Raw genomic sequence first — 21520 nt, 5'->3', positions numbered from 1 at the left:
AATTGATTTTCCGCAGTGAAAACAATTAGTATGAAAAAAATAATCTACAATTTTAGTATTGCCTGACCTTTATTTTCAATTAGTATTTAACTGTATTTTGCCAGCGATTTCGAGGAATTGTCATTTGGAAGTTTAGTTTAACTATATTTACAATATGAAGGAATTAAGTCTTGTCATTTTTTTTTTAGCAACATTTTCATTATGTGCTCAATACCCAGCCTTTAATTCAGTGTCAGGGCTTGAGCATTTAAGCCTTTCCAATGTAAAAAGCGTTGGTGAAGCTATTCGAGTAGATCGTTCGGGAAACAAAATTTTTGCAGGTGGATTCTATGGCACTGTTGATTTTGATTTTTCTTCAAGTTCTGCTACTGCTTCAGAATATCCAGGTCTGTTTGTTAGTAAGTATGATAGTTCTGGAAGTATTTTGTGGGTGAAGACTATTTCAAATAGTTCGGAGGTATATTTGAAAGATATGGAGATTGATTCGCTAGGCAATATTTATATCTGTGGATATTATGATGGAGGAATTGATTTTGATCCTGGACCTGGTGTATCAAATTACTTTTCAAATTTTTATTATAGTGGTTTTGTTGTAAAGCTAGATAGTAATGGTATTTTTGAATGGGCTAATGACTTAAATTCAAGTATTTCAACGACCTGCTATGATTTAGTTTTAGACGACTCGGCTAATGTTTATACAGTAGGATATTTTGTAGGTGCACTGGATCTTGATCCCGGTATTAATTCGTTCAATGTCACAAGCATTGGCAGGCCCAGTGGTTTTTTACAGAAAGTTGATACAGATGGTAACTTTGTTTGGGCTCATACATTGATTTCCACAAATCAAAGTCCAAACTTCTATGAATCAATTGCTATTGACACAGATCAAAACCTTGTGTTATGTGGTTGGTCTACAGGTTTTTACAATGATTTTGACCCAGGAACTGGAACTGTTAATCTCCCTGTGGGATCAAATACATTTGTTCAGAAGTTATCAAAAAATGATGATTTTATTTGGGTTAAAGGTTACCCCTTAGCTTATTCTGGATTATTACCTTATCTTGATCAAGTAACTACAGATGAACAAAATAATATTTACTATACAGGTGCACATAGCAGTAACATAGACTTTGATCCGGATCCTACCAATGTGTTTTATTTACCTTTTACGGGACTAGACGATAACTTTGTTGTAAAATTTGATGCATCAGGCAATTTTATTTGGGCCAAATCATTTGGTACAGATGGTGTTGATGGAATCACTTGCTTAATTACTGATCATAATTCAAATATCTATATTGGTGTAAGAATTTCAGGAGAGGGAGACTTAGACCCGGGACCTGGAACAGCTTTTATTACTACAAATGGAGGTGTTGACGCATGTTTGATTTCTTTAAATTCTTCTGGTGATTTTAGATGGGTATATCATCTATCAGGAGCAGGAAATTCTTGGAGTTTTGGCAAAGCAATATATGATATTACATTAAATCATGATAATTCACTTTTATTTACTGGTGTATATATGGATTCGGCCGATTTTGACAATGGACCGGGATTAAGTGTATTAGAATTACCAGCTGGCGATATGGGCGCATATTGTGCAAATATTGAACGGTGTGTTACAACAAATATAACAATAATAGGAACAGGTTGTACGCAATATATTTCACCAATAACTAATAAAACTTATTATTCATCTGGGATATATGAAGATACAATTTATTATAATCCAGAAGGTTGTGGATATACTTATTTATTGGACTTAGATATAAATCAAATTCCTTTTACAAGTGATACAATTGTGGTCAGTGATTGTACACCTTATGTTTCGTCATTTACTAACAAGACTTATTCTTTATCTGGGATCTATGAGGATACTACCATTATTAATTCGCAAGGTTGCGGCCATACTCATGTTTTAGACATAGAAATAAATCAGGTTGATGTTTCAACTACAACTATTCTAAACCTGATGTCGGCAAATAATACTACAGCACAATTTTATCAGTGGATAGACTGTCAGACAATGACAAGTATTTCTGGTGCAAATGCCCCATCTTATGCAGCAAACGCAAATGGAGAGTATGCTGTTATTATTGATGATGGTAATTGTTTAGATACTTCAGAATGTATCGTAATACAAGGACTTAATGTTGATGAGAATATAAACTATAAATTTTCTGTTTTTCCGAACCCTACTTTTAATTCATTATTAATTTCAATTGATTATGATGATATTTCAACATTAGAAATATATAATTCAGGTGGAAAACTTCTTCTTAGCCAGAATATTTCAAATCAGTTTTCTATCAATACTAATGATTTACCTCAAGGTATCTATTTTGTTTCTTTAAAGTCACCAGACTTTAAACTAGTTACAAGATTTGTAAAAAAATAATTAAAAACGAAAACACAACAACGAATAAAATTCACCGCTAACGCGATTCGGCATAAATGCCTAATTTTATTCAGCCGTTATCTGCAATAAAACAAAACGTGAAAGCAAAAAAAGTTAAAACCATTTCTATGGGGACTGGCAATAAAATCACCCGCATTCTCGCTTGGGCTTTTTAAATTCATAAGGTCTTAATTATTTTAACTCTTGTAAAAAGCTGGTATTCCTATATTTTATTATATTTGAATTAAAATCAACGGAATACAGTAATGGAGTAAAAGCCAGAAGTGGTTTATATTCGCGTGTTGTGTGTAAGCTATAAAAAAATGTCAGAAATAAAATCAGAGATAAAAAAAATGCAAAAAGAATTAGTTCTTCAGATTTTTGAAACTACAAAACTTAGCTACGAACTTCAATTTCATCCAATTAAATTCTATCTTGAAAATTCACAAAAAACAATTCTTTTATGTGAAAAAGAATTAGAAGAGAAATACAATAAATACAATGAACATATTCAATACTTAATGGAATTGAGTGAACTAAGAAAATTAACTACTAAACAACTTCCTGATATTTTAAATAAATCTGTTTATTTAACAATATACTCAATGTTTGAAAATGAATTTTTTAAATTATGTGAATCTCTTCAAAAAATCGAGAATTTAAATTTAGGCCCCAAAGATTTAAAAGGAGGAAGTTATATTGCTCTCTGTAATAATTACATAAAAAAAGTTATAAACGTAAATTTGGACAGATTTAAAAACGAATGGGAAATTACTGAGAAATATCAACAAATCAGAAACTTAATAGCACACAATAACGGAATCATAAAACCAAATAATAAAGAAATTATAAAATTTATTAATACAACAGAAGGGATATCCTTTGATAAAAATTCTCTTTTTATAAATATCGATTCTGTAACTTTTTTAAATATGTTAATTGATCATCTAGTCAAATATTTAAACGATATAATAGATGAAATACAAATTCAAAAATATAAGTAAAGCCAACACACAACACCGGCTAAACTTAATGTGGGTTTTTAGGCTTTCTCGAAGTTTTTGGCTTATTTACTTTGTCCGCTTAAACTTATTTGATTAGTTTTAAGTCGATAAAGAAAAAACTGAAAAATAAGTCTTAGCTAAGTGGCTCGTCCGATAAATCTCGATTTATCAACTCCCACACTAAGCTTAGCCAAACCCGTTATCTGCAATAAAACAAAACGTGAAAGCAAAAAAAGTTAAAACCATTTCTATGGGGACTGGCAATAAAATCACCCGCATTGTCGCTTGGGCTTTTTAATCCACAAGGTCTTAATTATTTTCACTCTTGTAAAGAACGGACATCCTTATATTTTATTATATTTGAATTAAAATCAAGTACATACCCTTTTAAAAGTGATAAATTATGAAATTAGAAAAGATTTTAGATAAACTCGGGTCTATTGAAAAAAATTCCTTCATTAAAATAATTGATAATATCATATCTAAAAATCCAAAAAATGGAAAAGTAATTGATAAGATTTTAAGCTCAACTGACAAGGGGTTAAAATCTGTAGACAACCAAAATATTTCTACCATTTTTTCACTTACAGCTAACGAATTTCAAGAACATATAAAATGTGAATTTCAAGAAATATCATCTCAATTAGATATTTTAATCGACATCATTATTAGAGATGGGAATTGCATTATTAAACAAGATTGGTTTTCTAGACTTTACGAAACTGAAATTAAACAGTTAAAGAATAGAATTAAAGATTTAAATGCGGACTTTGAAAACGATAAATCAGAATTAAGTGCAAGTAGAAAAAGAGATTATAAAATTTATAAATCATGTTTATACACAGCGTATCACAATGACATTGTAAATAATAGAGACGCTAAAATAACTGCGGACGAACTATCTATTATATTAACACTTTCAAAAGAATTAGGCCTTTCACAAGAAGAAATAAAACTCATCAACTACTCTATTTTACCTATTAAAAAATTAGACGTACAAGAAGTTATAAAAAGTTTAAAAAACATTGGTGTTATCTTTTATTCTAACAAAGAAAACACCATTTATGTTGCAGATGAAATGGTTAGGATTTTAAGGAAAATCAGAAAAAAAGAAGTAGCTGAGAAATTCTTTAGAAGGACACTTAAATTATTGAGAGAGCCTATTATTAATCAGATTGCTAAAGAACATAATATCGATAGAAAACTTTCTAATTCTCAAAAAATTGAAAAATTAATCAAGGAGGGTTTATCTTTCACCAATTTGTTAGCCGAAGGAATTCATAAGACTGATAGTAATTTAACAGAAAGGAAGAAATCCTTGAATGAACTTTGTGAAAAAGGATTACAAATAGACAATTTGAAGGGAAGTACCATTGAAGAAAAAATTAACAGTTTAATTGAACATTTTGAAAATGTAGAACGGGACGAAAAAGTTGGTATTTCTCTTGATGGGTTTGAAAAATTATTGACTGAATTAAATTTATCCTTACCTAATTTAAATAATGCCATCAGAACACAATTTGAATTTCAAGAGGAATTTGTATTAAAAGCAGACTTTTTACTTGATTATAACATCAAACCAAGAGATATTTTAGATTTAATTGAGAAGAAAGATTCAACTAAATTCATTAAAGACAATGGTGTTAAACAGAGAGGTGATGATACACTAAATATTCTAGAACATTATAAAGATGTTGACAATCTATACTTAGAAAATTACGAGAACGTTGCCTATAGAAATCTAAATTTATTGAAAGACAACGGTATCACTGTAAAGGAAAGTGAATTGGGAATTAAGTTTGAAGACTTAACAAAGATCATATTCACAGGCTTAGGTTTTAATGTAGACGAATCCTTAAAAAATCAATTGAATACGAAAAAGGATATGATGGATATCCTACTCAATTTAGACAACCAAGAAATTATCATTATTGAGTGTAAAACAAGTAAAGAAAGAGGGTATAATAAATTCAGTTCCGTGTCAAGGCAATTAAAATCATATCAGAATCTAGCCTTAAAAAACAATTTGAGAATCGTAAAGATATTACTTATTGCACCTGAGTTTAGTGACGACTTCGTAACTGATTGTGAAATGGACACCGAAATGAATTTGTCACTAATTACTGCCGCAACACTTTCTAACATTTTTGAGGCATTTAAAACTTCAAAATACCCGACTTTTCCACATGTATTGTTTAGAGACATAGTAATAAATGAAGATCGAATTATAAAAGCCTTGAGTAAATAACCTAATAAGTTAATTTATAAAGACTGACATCCCTATATTTTATTATATTTGAATTAAAATCAACGGAATACATTAATGATAGTATAAGCCATTAGTGGTTTATATTCGCGTGTTAGCTGTAATTTAAAAAAACTCATATAATGAAAAATAACATTCTATTTCTATTTCTATTAATTACGATAATCAGTTGTAAGGAAAAAAACGCAAAATCATCAACTAATGAATCAATTCCTAAAGAAACAACTAACGAAAAAATTTACAATGGAACAGGAAACGTAACCCAAGGATTAGCGGAAACACAAATTAAAAGTCTTATTTCTTGTAATCAAGGAGGTAGCAGAATTTCAGGAGTTGGAGAAATAAAAGATGATTTAGGAAATAGTTGGACAGTTCCCGGAATTAATCATTTCAACGAAACGACCAAAGCTTCTGATTTATATAATGAATGTAACTCTATAACACCAAATAATCTTTCAGAAATAGATATGAATTCCGTTCCTGTCTTTGAGATAGATTCGGACGGAGAAATCATTACAGGCTATCTTTTTGCGGATAATTATTTTGAACTTTACATTAACGGAAAATTAATAGCAGTTGACCCAATACCTTTTACACCATTTAATTCAAACATTGTAAAATTCAAAGTAAAAAAACCTTATACAATTGCAGTAAAACTAATAGATTGGGAAGAACATTTAGGTTTAGGTTCAGAAAATAATAGAGGAAAAGATTTTCATCCTGGAGATGGAGGTTTTATAGCCAGCTTTAGTGATGGGACTATTACAAATAGTAAATGGAAAGCACAAACTTTTTATACTGCACCTATTAGTGATTTAAGTTGTTTAAGTGAAATTGGAGAAAAAAGAATCTCTTCAAATTGCAGTACAGATGGAGTTGATAATGGAACAGCATTTTACGGTATTCATTGGAAAATTCCAGAAAATAGTTTTGACGTTACTTTCAATGACAGCCAATGGCCAAATGCGACCACATATACTGAAGATGAAATAGGAGTAAATAATAAAAAAGCATATATGAACTTCATAGAAAAATTTAGTGGAAAAGGTGCTGAATTTATTTGGTCTACTAATGTCGTTTTGGATAATGAAGTCATTGTTCGTTACAAAGTGGAATAAAAACTACAGCTAACACCGTATATAATTTATTGCTAGCTTCTCGCCTACTTACGAAAGTCCTCGCGGACTTTCTTGGTCGGTAATTATTTACTAAATTAGTTGCTTAAAACACGCAACAAACCATATACAACAACGTTAAGGGTAATAAAACAATATGAAGATAATATATATATTAATTTTTTTTAATGCACTTGGTATAGTCATAGCAGGTATATGGTTCTATCAGGAGGACTTTGAATTGGAGCCACTAACGGTTATTATAGCCTTTATGCTGAATGTTACCGGACTCATTTTTACTCAAAATAAAGTTGAGAACAAACAGACTTTAGGGAAAAAATTAAAAGGGAAGACCCACTTTGAAGACAATGAGCAAGAAGCAGTAAAAGATATTAACGCAAATGAACAAGAAATGGGAGTTGATATCGAGGGAAAGAAAATTACCTTTAAAGGAAATAAACAATCATAAAATTATCTATGTCAGAAAATTGGCTTGATCGAACTGATTATAAAGCACACATTAAAACTTGGGTTAAATCAGATAGATTAAATCTTATAATAAGTGCACCTGAATTTCAAGAACTTGAGGATGCAACAAATTGGATGGGAAAGCTTTCTAAAGATTTCCAAACTGTTACCATTTTTCTAAATTCAAGTTATGACACTCCTGGAACTGGTTTAATGGATCAAGTCACAGATATACTGGGTAATAAAAACTTTAGGAAATACTCAAAACTAAAAAAAACAATTGTTAAAGTAAAAATTAGCCCTTCTTTTAATCCCGTTATGGGTAAGGAGATTACCTCTGAAGAATCAGTCAATTTCGTAAATAATACTCAGTCACAAATTGTAGATAAACAATTTTTATCAACTTATCAGCTGGAACATCAGAAATCGAGTCTTGTAGCTCCCTTTTTGAACGAGTTGTCCGCAATTTCTAAGAAAAGCAAACTTTTACTAGTCTGTCGTTTAGATTTAGACCCAGAAATCGAATTTTCAAAATCATTTCTAAACTGGCTTAAGAATGATTTTTTGAGAAAATTAAATATGCTAAGTAATATTAAAGTCTGTTTTCTAACTAATGAAAAAAGAAATATTTTAGAATCACTTGTTAAGTATTCTGATCATATAGCTCTAAATGCACTAGGTTTAAAAGATATATTGCCAGTTGCAAAAACTAAAATTGAAGAGCATGAAACATTCTGTAAAACAATTGTAGATTTAGATACAGATGAAATTGACTACAGAACATTTAAGTTTAAATTAGATAAAATTAGCGAAATCAAATGAATTCAACTGGCTTTATAACTAATCTCGAAGATAGTCTTAATGTAGATGAAATACTGGCAGTCTCAATATTATCTGTGCCTTCCTTTTTGAATGATTCAATTGCAAAAGAATTGCTTGAATTAGACATTCTTTCAAGTTCAAATAATGATCTCTTTTCAAAAATTCAATGCTATCCAATTTGGAAAAGAAGAAGTGAAAACTCTTGGATTATAGAAAATGACATTCGAAATGTCTTTTTAAAAAAATTAAATGGAAATTCGCAAAGTATAATTGAATCTGTATATAAAAAATTAGAAGATTTTAGGCCAAACCTTATTCAATCTTTAAATACACGAGAATTGAAAGACTTCTATATTCAAATATCACGGCTATCGCTTGCATTGCCTGATAAACAGGAAGATGGGATTCAATTGTTTCGTTCTTTGTATGATATTTCTGAAACTTATAAAATACACACGACTTCTGAATTAATCTATAAATATCTTGAAGACGGATTAAAAATAGATGTTGATGCAAAAGAGCTTCCTTCATACATTTTAAACGCACTTTTTATGAAAGGAATGTATGCTTATAATAAGCGCAAGTATGATGAAGCATTAAAATATTTAACTCCTGTGTGGCAAAACCATGATAATTCAATTTTAAGTTTGAAAGACGCAGGTATTGCTTCGCATATAATAGGTTTAATTTGGAGTAAGAAAAAATATCGTTTTGAGGAAATTAAAGAAGCGTTTGATTCCAGTATAAAAATAAGAATAGAAGTTGGTGATCAAATTGGTCTTGCCCAAACTTATCACAGTTTGGGTAATCTGTATAGTAGTCGAAAAATGCTTCCTGAAGCTGAATGGGCATACAATGAAAGCTTGAAACTTGACTTACTAAATGATAACCAAAATGGAGTTGCCCAGGTTCATCATAGTTTAGGAAATCTGTTTAGCCAATTCTCAGCACATTTTGATAAGGCAGAAAAAAATTATAAGAAGAGTATTCCGATACTCAAAAGTGAACCTGACAATTATGGCCTCGCACAAGTATATCATAGCTTGGCAAATCTTCTAGCAAAAATTCCTGATAGGTTTATTGATGCTTCCAAGTTCTATGAAAATAGTATCAAATTGGGACATGAGGTAGGTATTAAAAGACACTTAGCTCAAGTGTACATGAATTATGGGATCATGCAAATGAAGAATAATAACTATCCTGAAGCATTAAAGCTATTAACTCAATCGTTGCAGTTTGAGAAAAAAGACCACTTTCGATTAAAAATTTCTGCCCTAATTGATAAAATAAAAACAACCCTTAACAAAACCTAAATTTCATAGCCGTTTCGTACCTTACAGCAACGAAAATATACTAAACGTTAGTAGCAATTCCTCCCTTTGTGGAAAAAACAAATAATTACTTTAAGCTAACTTTTAATTAGCTAAAAAAAAGAAAAAAACACGATTGAAAAACAGAAATACTAACGGTTGTTTTTCAGAACGATACAATAACGTTAGTCAGAATAAAACAAAATGTGAATGAAGAAAGAATACACTATTGGATATTTTTTAAATGAACGTCACATTGATTCCGCATTTAAATTATTAAAAAAACAGATTGAACAAACTAGTCCTTTGTATAATACTCTAGACTTTAAAATTTACAGAGAAGAAAGAAAAATAGATAGTTTTAATTCTAAAACATTCTATAATAATTTTATCAAAAATGACACTTTATATTATTTCAAGAACCAATTTTATGTCCTTGATTTTTTGGGAGTTCAATCAGCATATAAAAACAGAAAGTATCATTTTCTGTCTTTTGAATCTCTAATTCTTTTTAATGCAGTTGGATTGTATATACAAGAATTACTAACTCAATATCAAACTGATTTTGACTCAATCTTGAATAATTCTAACGGGAAAACATTCTATGGAGGTAGACTAAATTATGAAAAAGCTGAAAGCTCCACCATTTTCTACTATGATGATTATCAAAAATTCTTAACAGCAAAAGAAAAACTTACAAAGCCCTCAGAAGGAAAGGTGAAATATGTTTTGACTGTTGATATCCAGGCTTTTTTTTATTCTATCGACCACAAGAAATTACTTTCAATCATTGATAATAATGCAACAAATATTGCAAAAAAGTCAATGAAATATGATGAAAACACCGTAGCATCCATTGACTTTTTACTAAAGTATTTCATGAACGGCGAAAAAGGCATCCCTGTTGCTTCGCAGAACATTGTAGCTAGTTATCTAAGCTCTGTCTTTTTTTCTCCGTTTGACCAATATGTAGTTGACACGTATCTATCAAAATCAAATATATCATATATAAGATATGTAGATGATTTCTATTTAATATATGAAGTTCCTGATTCTGAATTAGCAAGTGTGGTTAGAAATGAGATTTACACAATCGAAAATGATATTTCTGATTTTTTATCAAATGAGTTAGGTCTTACAGTTAGTACTATTAAATCCAAAAGAACAAAAATTGACTCCGTACAAAGCTATTTTGAATTTCTAACAGTTTCGCATACAACCAGCCCAAACGAGCAAGAATTAGTGGGAATTGAAATAAGAGATATTGTTCAGGAAAGGGAGACGGAGGGAAAAAATGCTCCCACTATTTTTAAAGAATGTATTGATATTGTTTCAGTTATAAAAAAGCAATTAAATGACTATCATAAAATCGAAATCAGTAAAAAAGATTCCAATTACTTGAACAACATTTTAATTAATCCAACTGTACTATCATATTCTAAAAGTGCTATGGCACTAAGTATTATTCGTGAGGAAGAGATTTTACTTACTTATGAATCATTTGACTACTTACTTGTAAAATTAAAAGTTCTTCTGCACCTAATCACAATTCAGCCAGACTCTAGAACATATTTTCATTCATTACTACTTAAGGAATGTAGCAGTAGTGTCAACATAAATCAGAAGTTAATGTTAATCGAAAGATTTATTTTGCAATTGGAATTTGTTTCTTTCAAGGATAGTAAAGAAAAAATTATATCAAAAGCAGATATTCAATTTTATAAAGGTGAGTACCGCAGTATCTTATCATATTTTACAGCTGAAAAACCTAATAATACCTACTGTACATTGTTAAATAAGATGCTTAATCCTAATATTATACTTATCGACTTCAAGCCAATGTATGGTGTTAGGTTTTTAAATAAACTTGAAAACTCATCACTTTTACAACAAATTAAGCAAAGACATTTAAATGAAAAACTTGGTTTTTTCAATGTTGCATTTAATCACCTTCTAAATGAATTCCAAAACATTGTTGAAGCTGCATACTTTAATAGGAAAGATAAAAATGCATTAGAAATTCGTGACAAACTTGCTCAAAAAGGATTTAAGACAAATGATGTGCTATTTGTAAGTGACTTTTTTAAAAGGAGAAATCAAAATTCAATTTCACACACAAACCACAATGAATTAGGTTTTTGGGGCGTATCTGAAAAGGAGTACTTCAAATACAAAAAAAGAATTATCCCATTAATAAAAATTATATTTAAGAAGATAAAATAGCAGATAACAACATGCAAATTTCATAGCTGTTTCGTACCTTATAGCAACGAAAACATGCTCAAGCGCTCTCTTTAATTAAAACAGAAAAAACACTACTGCTAAATTGCTAGTTTAATTTAAAAAACAGAAAATAAATGAGACTCATTACTTTTATCGCATTTTTGCATTTGACAGTTCATTCGATAGCACAGATTCCAAATTATTTTGCGCATAGTCCCAGTTGGCATTGCACAGAAGCGCCTAGCGGAGGATACACTACTTATAATTATTACTTGAGTGGCAACGACTCTGTTGTCGGCGGATTTACCTATCATCAACTTTGGACTAAAGGAATAACGCCATGGTCGACTTATTTTAATCAATTTAAGTTATTAGTAAGACAAGACGGGCAGTCGATTAGGTATTATGATGCTAACATGCATGCTGATTTACTATTATCTAATTATGATTTAGTGGTTGGAGATAGTTTAAAACATGCGCACAATGCTGTTTTTGGAGATTTAGACACACTTGTAGTTCAAAAAATCGATTCCATTATCATAGGGTCTGAATACCGTAAGCAATTCTATTTTGACACCTTGAACGCTGGTGTGCTGATCACAGAAGGAATTGGATTTCAACTGCATGAAAACATGGTAGAAGGCGAATTTATAGCGCCGATTGCTATCGCTTTCGGAACAGGATACGGGATTCATTGTTATGGTCAAAATGCAAGTTCGTTATGGCACTCCGACGCAAGTGATACAACATTTTGTGACCTTGATATAACACTGGGACTAACAGCATATGAAAAGTCAAAAATCATTTTGTTCCCTAACCCTGCATCCAATGAAATTACGATTTCGTCTGCTATCGAAATTCAGGAAATTACAATTATAGCTATTGATGGAAAAGAATGTTTGAAGAGTTACAGCAATAAAGCGGATATCAGCTCTTTAGCACATGGTTTTTATGTAGTTAAAATAAAAATGGTCAACGACTTGACGCTTGAAAAATCACTGCTTGTACAGCAATAAAAAAACAAACAACATGTTCTTAGCAAAAAAAGAGAGAAAAAGCAAACACAGAAAAACAAATAGAATTTTATTTCATTTTATTACTTTATTACTCTTAATTTCTTGTAATACAATTAAAATTAAAGAAAATGAAAGGGGAGTTCTTTTTAAACGTTTTGATGGTGGAATTGATACTTCAAAAGTTTACTTACCAGGAAAACATTCAACAACGAAATGGAATTATTTTAAAATCTATAATATTTCATCAAAAAGTGGAAGTGTTGATTTAGTTGAAAATGAACAAAAATTCAAAATTGAATACACTTATAAACCAATTCCTGAAAAAGTTAATTTATTAGAGTATTACATAGGTGCAGATTACCAAAAATATGTTCTAGAGCCCGAAATCAAAAATATGTTTTTGGAATTAATAAAAAAAATATCCATCAATGAAATCGAGGTCGTATTGTTACAAAATTTAAAACCCATTCTTAACAAAAAATATATTGATCTTCAATCAGTTAATTTATTAGAAATAAAGGAATAACAGTATCAGACAATAATCGCTAGATGCAATTGAGAAAATGAGACCAGCATTAAATCTATTAATAATAATTACCTTGTTAGGATGTAGTAATTCCGAACAACAAAACACTGTTGAGAGTTCTAGAATAGCACTAGTTCCTGAACCCGATAAGCATTTAAGAGAAAAATATGAAAATAAAATAACAGATTTGAGTGCTAGTGACACTATTATTTTGACTGAATCTTTAAAGATTGAAGACGAGCCTGTAAACGAATATCTAACAGAAGAACTTAAACCCATTCGAAAGAATTTTAAGAGAATTAATTCTATCATAAAGTGGACTGCAATCCAACATGCAGTTCTTTGGGAAACAACAGAAGGTGGACAAGTAGAATTTTATTACAATGAAGAAACTTTAGAAAAAATAATTGTTCGTCATTTTGGAGAAATATCTAAATATTTAGCTGAATATTATTTAATTAAGGGCGAACTTTCATTTGTCTTTGAAAAATCTTATAATTATAATAGACCTATTTATTGGGATTCTACTAGCATGAAAGAAATTAGTGATAACCAGATTTTTGATATTGAAGCATCTGAAATTATTGAGGAAAGAAGTTATTTTCATAAAAACGAATTAATTCATCAATTAAGTAATCTAGACTGCGGTGCACCTTTTGCAGATGACTATCTTAAGAAAGAACAACAAAGAGTTCAAAGTGAATTTAAAAGACTATTAGAATTAAAAAAAGCACCTAACAATATATATAACAAATAAGGACTTTATAAATTGTTAAAAGTAGAAAGATAACAGCAATCACCGTCGAATTTACAATTTGACAATCTAAAGAAAAGTATCCGTAAACATTGTAAATTCGACTAAATGTTAACCTTACAAGTAACTATATTTTATATCTCTTAACCTTCTTATACAAACCATCTGGTCGATTATAATTTTATAAAAATAATTGTTTAAAGCTTTGGAAAAAGTATCATTTCATAGTCGCCCTGCTCCTAGCAAAGTTTTTATGTAAGACTAAATTAGCCCAGATGGCCATAAAAGTTATTTTGAATATGATTATTTGTTTACTTCTATTACTTTTATAGTTTTAACGTACTTATGATCACCTTCTGTCTAGCTTGTCGCTATTTTTTTACTAGAGGATATGCTTCAGTCAAGTTGAATTTTCAATAGAGGCTAAGCATTTTAATTGGGAGGGGAATTGGTGTTACGGATTGTTCGCTTATTGTTTGATTAAATCAATTTCGCGTAAAGCTGCAATCAAAATGGACAAAAAGAGATATGGTTAGCTTCAACTAATCGATAGGTAAATTAAAGAGGCACTGAACGATCAAATGGTCAACAGTCACCTACTGGTAAAATTGAAAATGAAGTAATAAATTATGGTTGTAAAAATGAAAGGTTCAGTAAGTTTTATTAAAACAGTATTATTTTTATTCTGCTTGCTATTTGCACTTTTAAATGGTGTTTCGCAGAAAAGTGAAACGACTCTTATTTTCCAAAGTCCAGATATTATTCAACCTGATCAGGTTATTTCTTCGCCAAATTCTGAATACTTTGTGCTCACCGATAAAATATATGCAGGCCATTTGTCCTATGCAGTATTTCAAGTCAAAAATCACACTTTAATTGCTTCAGGCATTATCTCGCTGCCTATTGAAGGGCAGTGCTTTAGTATTGAAGTTATTGGATTAAGCAATGATGGCAAACAGATGGTTGCTGAAAAAGAATGCAAAGTTTTTTTGGAGGATAGACAATATTTTGTTTATGACATTGAACCAGATAGCTTGATTAATGACATTGAAATTGATTGGTCGCAATCAGATGATATGGATGGATACTTTAAGTTAAATTATGATTTTGATTTTAGTTCCGCATTTGAAATTTCTGAATTAAAAACTAAATATGTGCTAGAATTCAACAAAAAAATCTACCTAAAAGCAGAGGACACTGACGAAGAAGTTTGGCAATCACCAAAGCAAAAATCCTCTATCTATGAAAATCGTTCACCAGTGTATTTAGAAAATAGTGTGGTGGTACTTAGTGCAAAAACAAGCAAGGATAAAAACGAGCAATTCATCTGGTATGATTTTTTAAAGGAGGACACTATTTTTAGTACTAAAAATCCTTTTGGAGGGCTTGACTACAACTCATATTTAATAGAAAATAAGTTAGTGCTACCATTAAAAAAGTACCCATTTAAATATGCTGAATTCCAAGTAGAAATTGACTTGAGTAATGGCCATTATCATGCCTTTAACTACGGTAGTATGAATGAGAATAATGGAAACTTACAGCACAGTGCTCGAGCTATTATTGTAGACAGCACCAAAGCAAATTCTCCATACTTTGTGGATACACATCAATCATTATGGCACATTTTTAGAAAGTACTACAATAGAGACGGCACCTTGAAGGTTGACTCAATTCCAGGACGAATCAATCGAGAATTTTATCCTGCTACCTTTTGGAATAGAAATGAATTAGCAGACTCTTTAGCCTATAACTGGTACGTTTTTTCTGCTTTCAATAATAAAGTGATTTATATGGATGTGAAATCTGCTAGTCTCTTTAACACAAGCCTGAGGCAGGAAATGAACCTTCAGTTCTGGAATGGCAATAAAATAAACCCAGCAGAGCGAAATATCAATTTGATGTATGTTGTAGACGGTGGGCCATTTTTCTATGCGGATGACTTATACTATATGACCAATTCGGATTTACAAGGCATAGTAAATGTCAAATATAAAGGTAAAATATACCCCTATAAACAATTCGACCTTAAATACAACCGCCCTGACATTATCTTAGACAGATTAGGTTATGCCGATCAGGTATTAATTGACGCTTACCATTCAGCTTACTTAAAACGCCTAAAGAAAATGGGCTTTACCGAAGATATGCTGCAAGATGATTTTCACCTGCCAGAAATCCAGATTGAGAATCTTGAAGCGTTGCCAACCTTGCAAGATCAAGGCAGTGTTGATTTAAAATTGAAATTAGAAGACTCAAAGTATAAATTAGATCGCATAAACGTTTGGGTGAATGATGTAGCTATTTATGGTGCAGATGGCATTTCACTTAGAGATAAAAATACCCAAACCTATACTACCACACTGTCCGTTAACTTAACTAAAGGGCAGAACAAAGTACAAGTATCTGTTTTAAACAAAGCTGGTGCAGAGAGCTATAAGGAAACAATTAATATGGAATGTACAGCAGGTAAAAAAACACCTGACCTTTATATCATTACAATTGGTGCAAGTGTATTTGAGCAAGCTAATTATAATCTGACTTATGCTGCTAAAGATGCAAAAGACATAGCAACATTGTTCTTAAAAAGTAAAGCTTATGATTCCGTTTTTACAAAGTCATTAATAAATGAACAAGTAACTAAAGCAAATGTATTGGCTTTAAAATCATTTTTTGAGAAAGCTGACATCAATGACCAAGTCATGATATTTATTGCGGGACACGGTGTTTTAGACTTGAATTATGATTACTTCCTTGCCACCTACAATATGGATTTTGTGAACCCAAAAGAAAAAGGATTAGCTTACGAAGACTTAGAAGATTTATTAGATGGTATAAAACCATTAAAGAAGACGCTTTTAATTGACGCATGCCATAGTGGAGAAGTGGATAAGGACGAAATTGAGTTGGCTTCAAATGTAGATGCTGAACACGGTGAAATCCGTTTTAGAGCTGTCGGTAACGCAGTTCAACAAAAACTGGGAATGCAAAACACTTCTGAATTCACCACCTCCTTATTTTCTGATTTAAGAAAAGGAACAGGTGCTACAGTAATATCATCTGCTGGTGGAATGGAATTTGCCATGGAAGGTGCAGAATGGAAAAATGGTCTTTATACTTTTTGCCTATTGAACGGAATTGAAAGTAATCAAGCAGATTTAAATAAAGATGGCGAAATTTGGCTTTCTGAATTACAAAAGTACGTTTCAGAACAAGTAACTGAGCTGTCAGGAGGAAAACAACAACCTACGGCAAGAATAGAGAACCAATCCGTCGATTTTAGAGTTTGGTAAATTAAAATTAAGCTTAACAAAGAACAAATTTCATAACAGTTTCGTACCTTACAGCAACAGAAATTATGCAAGAATATTGTCATGTAATGGAATCAAAATGAAGTATCTCCCAATCACAGTATTATTTTTTATCTTAAATTTTGACTGCTACGCAGCAAAGCACTTAAACAACACGATTCTCAGTCCAAATGAAGCTAGTGCGTTTGTCGATTACCTTTTCAGAAACTACAGTGCGGCGCAACCAGGTGCCAGTATTATTGTAATAAAAAATGGAGAAATTGAACTTGTAAAAAGTTATGGGTATGGAGATTTAGAAAATAATATACTTTCAACCCCACAAACCAATTATCGCATTGCTTCTGTAACCAAACAATTTACAGCAATGGCAATTATGCTACTCGTTAACCAAGGAAAACTTACTTACCAAACAAATTTGAAAGAGCTATTTCCTGAATTTCCTTTGTATGGCAAAGACATTACAATTGAACAGCTGCTAACCCATAGGTCTGGTCTTGTAAATTATAATCGTTTTCTTAAAGCGGGACAAACGGAACAGATGCTTGATAAGGATGTATTAAATGGTCTTATGAAAACCGATAGCACCTATTTTAAGCCGAATACAAAATATGCCTACTGCAACAGCAGTTATGCTGTTATGGCGCAAATTGTAGCAAAATTATCCCGACTTTCCTTTGCCGATTTTATGCAAAAAGAAATATTTCAACCCTTAGAAATGACGAATTCTATGGTATATGAAAAAGACAAAGCAATTAAAAACAGAGCATATGGTTATGTTGTTAAAGACACATCCATAATTTTCAAAGATCAAAGTTTGTATAGTGCCATACAAGGTGATGGAGGAATTTATTCATCTGTTATGGATTATTATAAATGGGACCAAGCATTGTACACCGACAAATTATTGCCGTTAAACAAATTAGATGCTGCCTTCTACAATTATGATGAACACGGAAAATCTGAAGTCAAAGGATATGGCTATGGGTGGAAAGTGGATTATTACAAAGGGATTAAAATATTACAACATGGCGGCTCATCCATTGGATTTGGAAGCCACGTGATAAGAATACCGAGCGAGAATATATCGGTTGCTATTTTTACAAATAGAAGTAAAAAAGGTCAAGAATTGGCCAACAGCGCTAAAGCATTGATCAGCCATTATACAAATGGGAAATTTCAAATGCCGTTCCAAATTGTATTAGAAAAAGAAATTGAGCAGAATGGAATAAATAGTGGCATTAAAATGTATAACCAAATTAAAACAGATACTGTCAATTATTCATGGTCGAAAGAGGCACTCTTTAATTTTGGAATTAGCTACATTAACAATAATAAGAGTGCTGAAGCTTTGAAAATTTTTTCCTGTCTAGCTAGTGATTACCCGAATTATTTTGGCGGATATTATGGCAGCGCGGTAATCTATGAAAAAGAAAAAAATACGAAGAAGGCCATAAAGTATTGCAATCTAACCATAAAGTATTGTACTGAAAATCAAGAATGGGCATCCGTACATTCAAAAAAAATGATTGCAGCATTAACAAAATAAAAGTGCTTAACAACAGGTTAAAAAGTATTCATCATTCAAGCGTAACGCAAAAAAACACATCCAAATGAACTTAGGCAAGTTCAAAATTCAGAGGAGAAAAATAACATACTTTTCTGAAGAAGAATGTATCTTGTTTATTTCTTATTTAAACTTTCTAAAAAAAAAAAACCGAGTAGATATTACATTCAAGCCCTAGCAGATGGTGAGGCATTTACTTTTAATGCGCAATCGCTTCAAATTGCTGCTGCTCATTCTAAAAATTGGGAACGATTTAACGAAAACGTTCTTCCATTTTTTTGAAAAAGTAAAAGGTGTTTTTAATTCCTATTGTTTTTGCAATATTTATCTTCGATTCTCTTGGATTTTTCTCTAAGATTGAACGTGCTTTTTGGAACCTAGCCTCCAGTATAATATCTTTTGGAACTTGCCCTAAAAGAGATTTTGTTTTTCTCACTAAGGTGCTTTTAGAAATCTCAAAATGCGCAGCAATTGCTTCTATTCCAAATACAGAAGAATGCATATTTTCGAATATAAACGCATTTAAATCTTCGTTAAATTTTTGAGCAAATTTATTCAAACTTTCTTTTTCTTCCACCTTTAGTGCTGCGTCAAATTCATTAATCACAGCAAAAGATTGGGAAGCTTTTTTTAAGTGCATCATTAACTCCTCTTTCATAAACGGTTTGTGTAAGTAGGCGTCTATTCCTAATCGGAGCATTTTTAGTTTAGCATCACTATCTGTTCGAGCTGTAAGTACGATTATAGGTGTTTTTAATTTTTGTTTTTTTATCTCCATTACCAATCCTTTTCCGTCCAAAACTGGCATCATATAATCCGTAATAATCACATCAAAAGTTTCATTTTTTAAAATATCTAAAGCTACTTGTCCATTTTCGGCTTCGGTTACCTCATAATCGTCCAATAAACCTATGATAAAATTACGCATTTCAGTATGATCTTCAACAAGTAACACTTTAAGCTTAGCGTTAACTACGGCGTCGGTAGCATTCCCTTTTTTAAGCATTGAAGTACGTTCTAAACTATCTAATTTCAGCAGTGATTTCTGAGGAATTTGAATAGAAAAAATAGTAGAGATATTAGAGATACTTTTTACACCTATAGTAAAATGATGCGCTTCGATAATACTTTTAGTAAACGACAATCCAATACCACTACCCTGGCTTTTAGTAATGTGATTTTTAGATTGAAAAAAACGATCAAATACTTTTTCAATATCTTTTTCTGGAATACCAATACCCGTATCTATTACCTCTACATTTAAATTCACCCCCTCTAAATATACTTTTATTACCACAGCATCTCCACTTTTTGTAAACTTTAGCGCATTACTTAATAGGTTATTAATCGACTTAGAGAACAAGTAATTGTCGATATTAAAAAGTAAATTTTCCGTTCTGTTTTCTATTGAAAAAAGCACACTTTTAGCTTCAAATAAATTTTTGAAATTGGAATAATGTTTATCAAAAAACACAGCTATATTTACAGGAGCAAGATCAAGATGAAAATCTTTATTATCAATTTTACTAATGTCCATAATATTATTAATAATAAACTCAACTTGTTCCACTTGGGCATTTATAATATTAATTTTCTCTTCTGTTTTTTCTTTCGAGTCTTTTAGATCTAGTTGTAAGGAATGTCCTTTTATCAGCGTAAGAGGCGTCCTTATTTCATGAGAAAGGTTTACATAAAAATGCGACTTAAACTCACTTAACTCTTTTAATTCGGCTTTTTGTTTTTCTAATAGTTCTTTATCTGATTGTACTTTATCTCGTTCTAAGGCTAACAGTTCTTCATTGATTAAATTATTGGATTTAAAATAATTTAAAATAAGAACGGGAGTTAGAAAAACGATAATGCTCTCAAAAGGCATTAATCTATCCACAATTTCTGCAGGGTAAACAACATAAAAATAATACGGGGTTAGAAATAGTAAAAAGCTGATGGCTAATACAAGGTAGGAAGTGATTTTTTTTACATAAAGCGTAATTGCAATAGGAGACGCAAGTAAAAAAGTATATTCAATAAAATGACCTGGAGAAATAACTATTGCAGCAAAGCAATTTATGATAATAAACAAGATCATAAAGAGAAATCTAGCCCATTTAAAATGGTGATTTTTATTTAAAAAAAAGATACTAAAAAGCGAAGTAACTATAGTTAAATGAGCGAAAAAAGCTTTGGCATCAAAAAAATCAAAGGTAATTGTATCGTGATTTATGTTCTCAATAATTAGGTGAGATATAACATCCAAGCCATAAAAAACAAGCACTAGATGTCCCCAAGTTAAACAGTAGATATTTAACAAACGAATTTTTTTATTCCAGACATTGGAATTGGAAGTTTGGGTTCCAGCACTAATAATCTGTTGATATAAATTTTTCATGGTCAAAACTATTAAGTATAAATAGATAACAAAAATGGAGATAAAAATGGAATAATAATTCCGTTTTGAACGAATTGACTCAAATGGAGGGTTTTTGATTCAAAATGAATGATTATTGACTTGTAGTAGATGGTTTTTGAATCATCAGATTTTACACATAGGCGTAGGTTTGCAGTGTAATTAATCGAGTAAAACACAACACAGGAATGAACAAAAAACACGAACCAATTAAAACGATATATGCTGCACTATTTTAACCCCAAAAAGAATTAATAACCATAAAATCAAATAAAAATCAAGAGTTACTTATAAATAAACCTAGCTCTTTAAATAAAAACAAAAACAATAAAAATC

General features: G+C 30.9%; 14 protein-coding genes. 13 read left to right on the top strand and 1 reads right to left on the bottom strand.

Annotated elements, in window-relative coordinates; all coding sequences use genetic code 11:
- Positions 1–154: 154 nt before the first annotated feature.
- The 13 genes from DNU06_RS15575 (at position 155) to DNU06_RS15515 (ending at position 18759) form a co-directional block, all read left to right on the top strand.
- Entirely contained in the window at positions 155–2398 is a 2244-nt protein-coding gene (locus DNU06_RS15575; protein ID WP_111064428.1) for a T9SS type A sorting domain-containing protein, read from the top strand.
- A 323-nt stretch (positions 2399–2721) separates the two neighbouring features.
- Complete coding sequence (locus DNU06_RS15570; RefSeq protein WP_111064427.1) at positions 2722–3402, top strand: hypothetical protein; 681 nt, start codon at positions 2722–2724, stop codon at positions 3400–3402.
- A 403-nt stretch (positions 3403–3805) separates the two neighbouring features.
- Positions 3806–5650, top strand: a complete 1845-nt coding sequence (locus DNU06_RS15565; protein WP_111064426.1) for a hypothetical protein — start codon at positions 3806–3808, stop codon at positions 5648–5650.
- A gap of 140 nt (positions 5651–5790) precedes the next feature.
- Entirely contained in the window at positions 5791–6786 is a 996-nt protein-coding gene (locus tag DNU06_RS15560; RefSeq protein WP_111064425.1) for a hypothetical protein, read from the top strand.
- Positions 6787–6940: 154 nt separating this feature from the next.
- Positions 6941–7252, top strand: a complete 312-nt coding sequence (locus DNU06_RS15555; protein WP_111064424.1) for a hypothetical protein — start codon at positions 6941–6943, stop codon at positions 7250–7252.
- Positions 7253–7260: 8 nt separating this feature from the next.
- On the top strand, positions 7261–8073 hold the full coding sequence (locus DNU06_RS15550) for a hypothetical protein (protein ID WP_111064423.1): 813 nt from the start codon (positions 7261–7263) through the stop codon (positions 8071–8073).
- Complete coding sequence (locus DNU06_RS15545; RefSeq protein WP_111064422.1) at positions 8070–9386, top strand: tetratricopeptide repeat protein; 1317 nt, start codon at positions 8070–8072, stop codon at positions 9384–9386. The genes DNU06_RS15550 and DNU06_RS15545 overlap by 4 nt, the downstream gene beginning before the upstream one ends.
- Positions 9387–9593: 207 nt before the next feature.
- On the top strand, positions 9594–11606 hold the full coding sequence (locus tag DNU06_RS15540; protein ID WP_111064421.1) for a reverse transcriptase domain-containing protein: 2013 nt from the start codon (positions 9594–9596) through the stop codon (positions 11604–11606).
- A gap of 134 nt (positions 11607–11740) precedes the next feature.
- Positions 11741–12622: a T9SS type A sorting domain-containing protein gene (locus tag DNU06_RS15535; protein WP_111064420.1), complete on the top strand. Its 882-nt coding sequence runs from the start codon at positions 11741–11743 to the stop codon at positions 12620–12622.
- 13 nt (positions 12623–12635) lie between these two features.
- On the top strand, positions 12636–13148 hold the full coding sequence (locus tag DNU06_RS15530; protein ID WP_111064419.1) for an SPFH domain-containing protein: 513 nt from the start codon (positions 12636–12638) through the stop codon (positions 13146–13148).
- 37 nt (positions 13149–13185) lie between these two features.
- Positions 13186–13905, top strand: a complete 720-nt coding sequence (locus tag DNU06_RS15525; RefSeq protein WP_111064418.1) for a hypothetical protein — start codon at positions 13186–13188, stop codon at positions 13903–13905.
- A 638-nt stretch (positions 13906–14543) separates the two neighbouring features.
- Entirely contained in the window at positions 14544–17195 is a 2652-nt protein-coding gene (locus DNU06_RS15520) for a caspase family protein (RefSeq protein ID WP_158526923.1), read from the top strand.
- Positions 17196–17292: 97 nt separating this feature from the next.
- Positions 17293–18759: a serine hydrolase domain-containing protein gene (locus DNU06_RS15515; protein ID WP_111064416.1), complete on the top strand. Its 1467-nt coding sequence runs from the start codon at positions 17293–17295 to the stop codon at positions 18757–18759.
- Positions 18760–19030: 271 nt separating this feature from the next.
- Here the strand turns inward: DNU06_RS15515 and DNU06_RS15510 are convergent, their stop codons facing one another.
- Complete coding sequence (locus tag DNU06_RS15510) at positions 19031–21166, bottom strand: response regulator (protein WP_111064415.1); 2136 nt, start codon at positions 21164–21166, stop codon at positions 19031–19033.
- Positions 21167–21520: the final 354 nt, after the last annotated feature.

The sequence above is a fragment of the Putridiphycobacter roseus genome (assembly GCF_003234935.1).
Lineage (GTDB): Bacteria > Bacteroidota > Bacteroidia > Flavobacteriales_D > Crocinitomicaceae > Putridiphycobacter > Putridiphycobacter roseus.
Note: the sequence above shows the minus strand (reverse complement) of the source record. Positions and strands in the feature narration are given on the sequence as shown.

Excerpts from the sequence above, each read along its gene's own strand:
- DNU06_RS15575 (WP_111064428.1), top strand. The coding sequence starts at position 155 with ATGAAGGAATTAAGTCTTGTCATTTTTTTTTTAGCAACATTTTCATTA.
- DNU06_RS15530 (WP_111064419.1), top strand. The coding sequence starts at position 12,636 with ATGTTCTTAGCAAAAAAAGAGAGAAAAAGCAAACACAGAAAAACAAAT.
- DNU06_RS15515 (WP_111064416.1), top strand. The coding sequence starts at position 17,293 with ATGAAGTATCTCCCAATCACAGTATTATTTTTTATCTTAAATTTTGAC.
- DNU06_RS15565 (WP_111064426.1), top strand. The coding sequence starts at position 3,806 with ATGAAATTAGAAAAGATTTTAGATAAACTCGGGTCTATTGAAAAAAAT.
- DNU06_RS15560 (WP_111064425.1), top strand. The coding sequence starts at position 5,791 with ATGAAAAATAACATTCTATTTCTATTTCTATTAATTACGATAATCAGT.
- DNU06_RS15545 (WP_111064422.1), top strand. The coding sequence starts at position 8,070 with ATGAATTCAACTGGCTTTATAACTAATCTCGAAGATAGTCTTAATGTA.
- DNU06_RS15555 (WP_111064424.1), top strand. The coding sequence starts at position 6,941 with ATGAAGATAATATATATATTAATTTTTTTTAATGCACTTGGTATAGTC.
- DNU06_RS15570 (WP_111064427.1), top strand. The coding sequence starts at position 2,722 with ATGTCAGAAATAAAATCAGAGATAAAAAAAATGCAAAAAGAATTAGTT.
- DNU06_RS15510 (WP_111064415.1), bottom strand. The coding sequence starts at position 21,166 with ATGAAAAATTTATATCAACAGATTATTAGTGCTGGAACCCAAACTTCC.
- DNU06_RS15550 (WP_111064423.1), top strand. The coding sequence starts at position 7,261 with ATGTCAGAAAATTGGCTTGATCGAACTGATTATAAAGCACACATTAAA.
- DNU06_RS15520 (WP_158526923.1), top strand. The coding sequence starts at position 14,544 with ATGAAAGGTTCAGTAAGTTTTATTAAAACAGTATTATTTTTATTCTGC.
- DNU06_RS15525 (WP_111064418.1), top strand. The coding sequence starts at position 13,186 with ATGAGACCAGCATTAAATCTATTAATAATAATTACCTTGTTAGGATGT.
- DNU06_RS15540 (WP_111064421.1), top strand. The coding sequence starts at position 9,594 with ATGAAGAAAGAATACACTATTGGATATTTTTTAAATGAACGTCACATT.
- DNU06_RS15535 (WP_111064420.1), top strand. The coding sequence starts at position 11,741 with ATGAGACTCATTACTTTTATCGCATTTTTGCATTTGACAGTTCATTCG.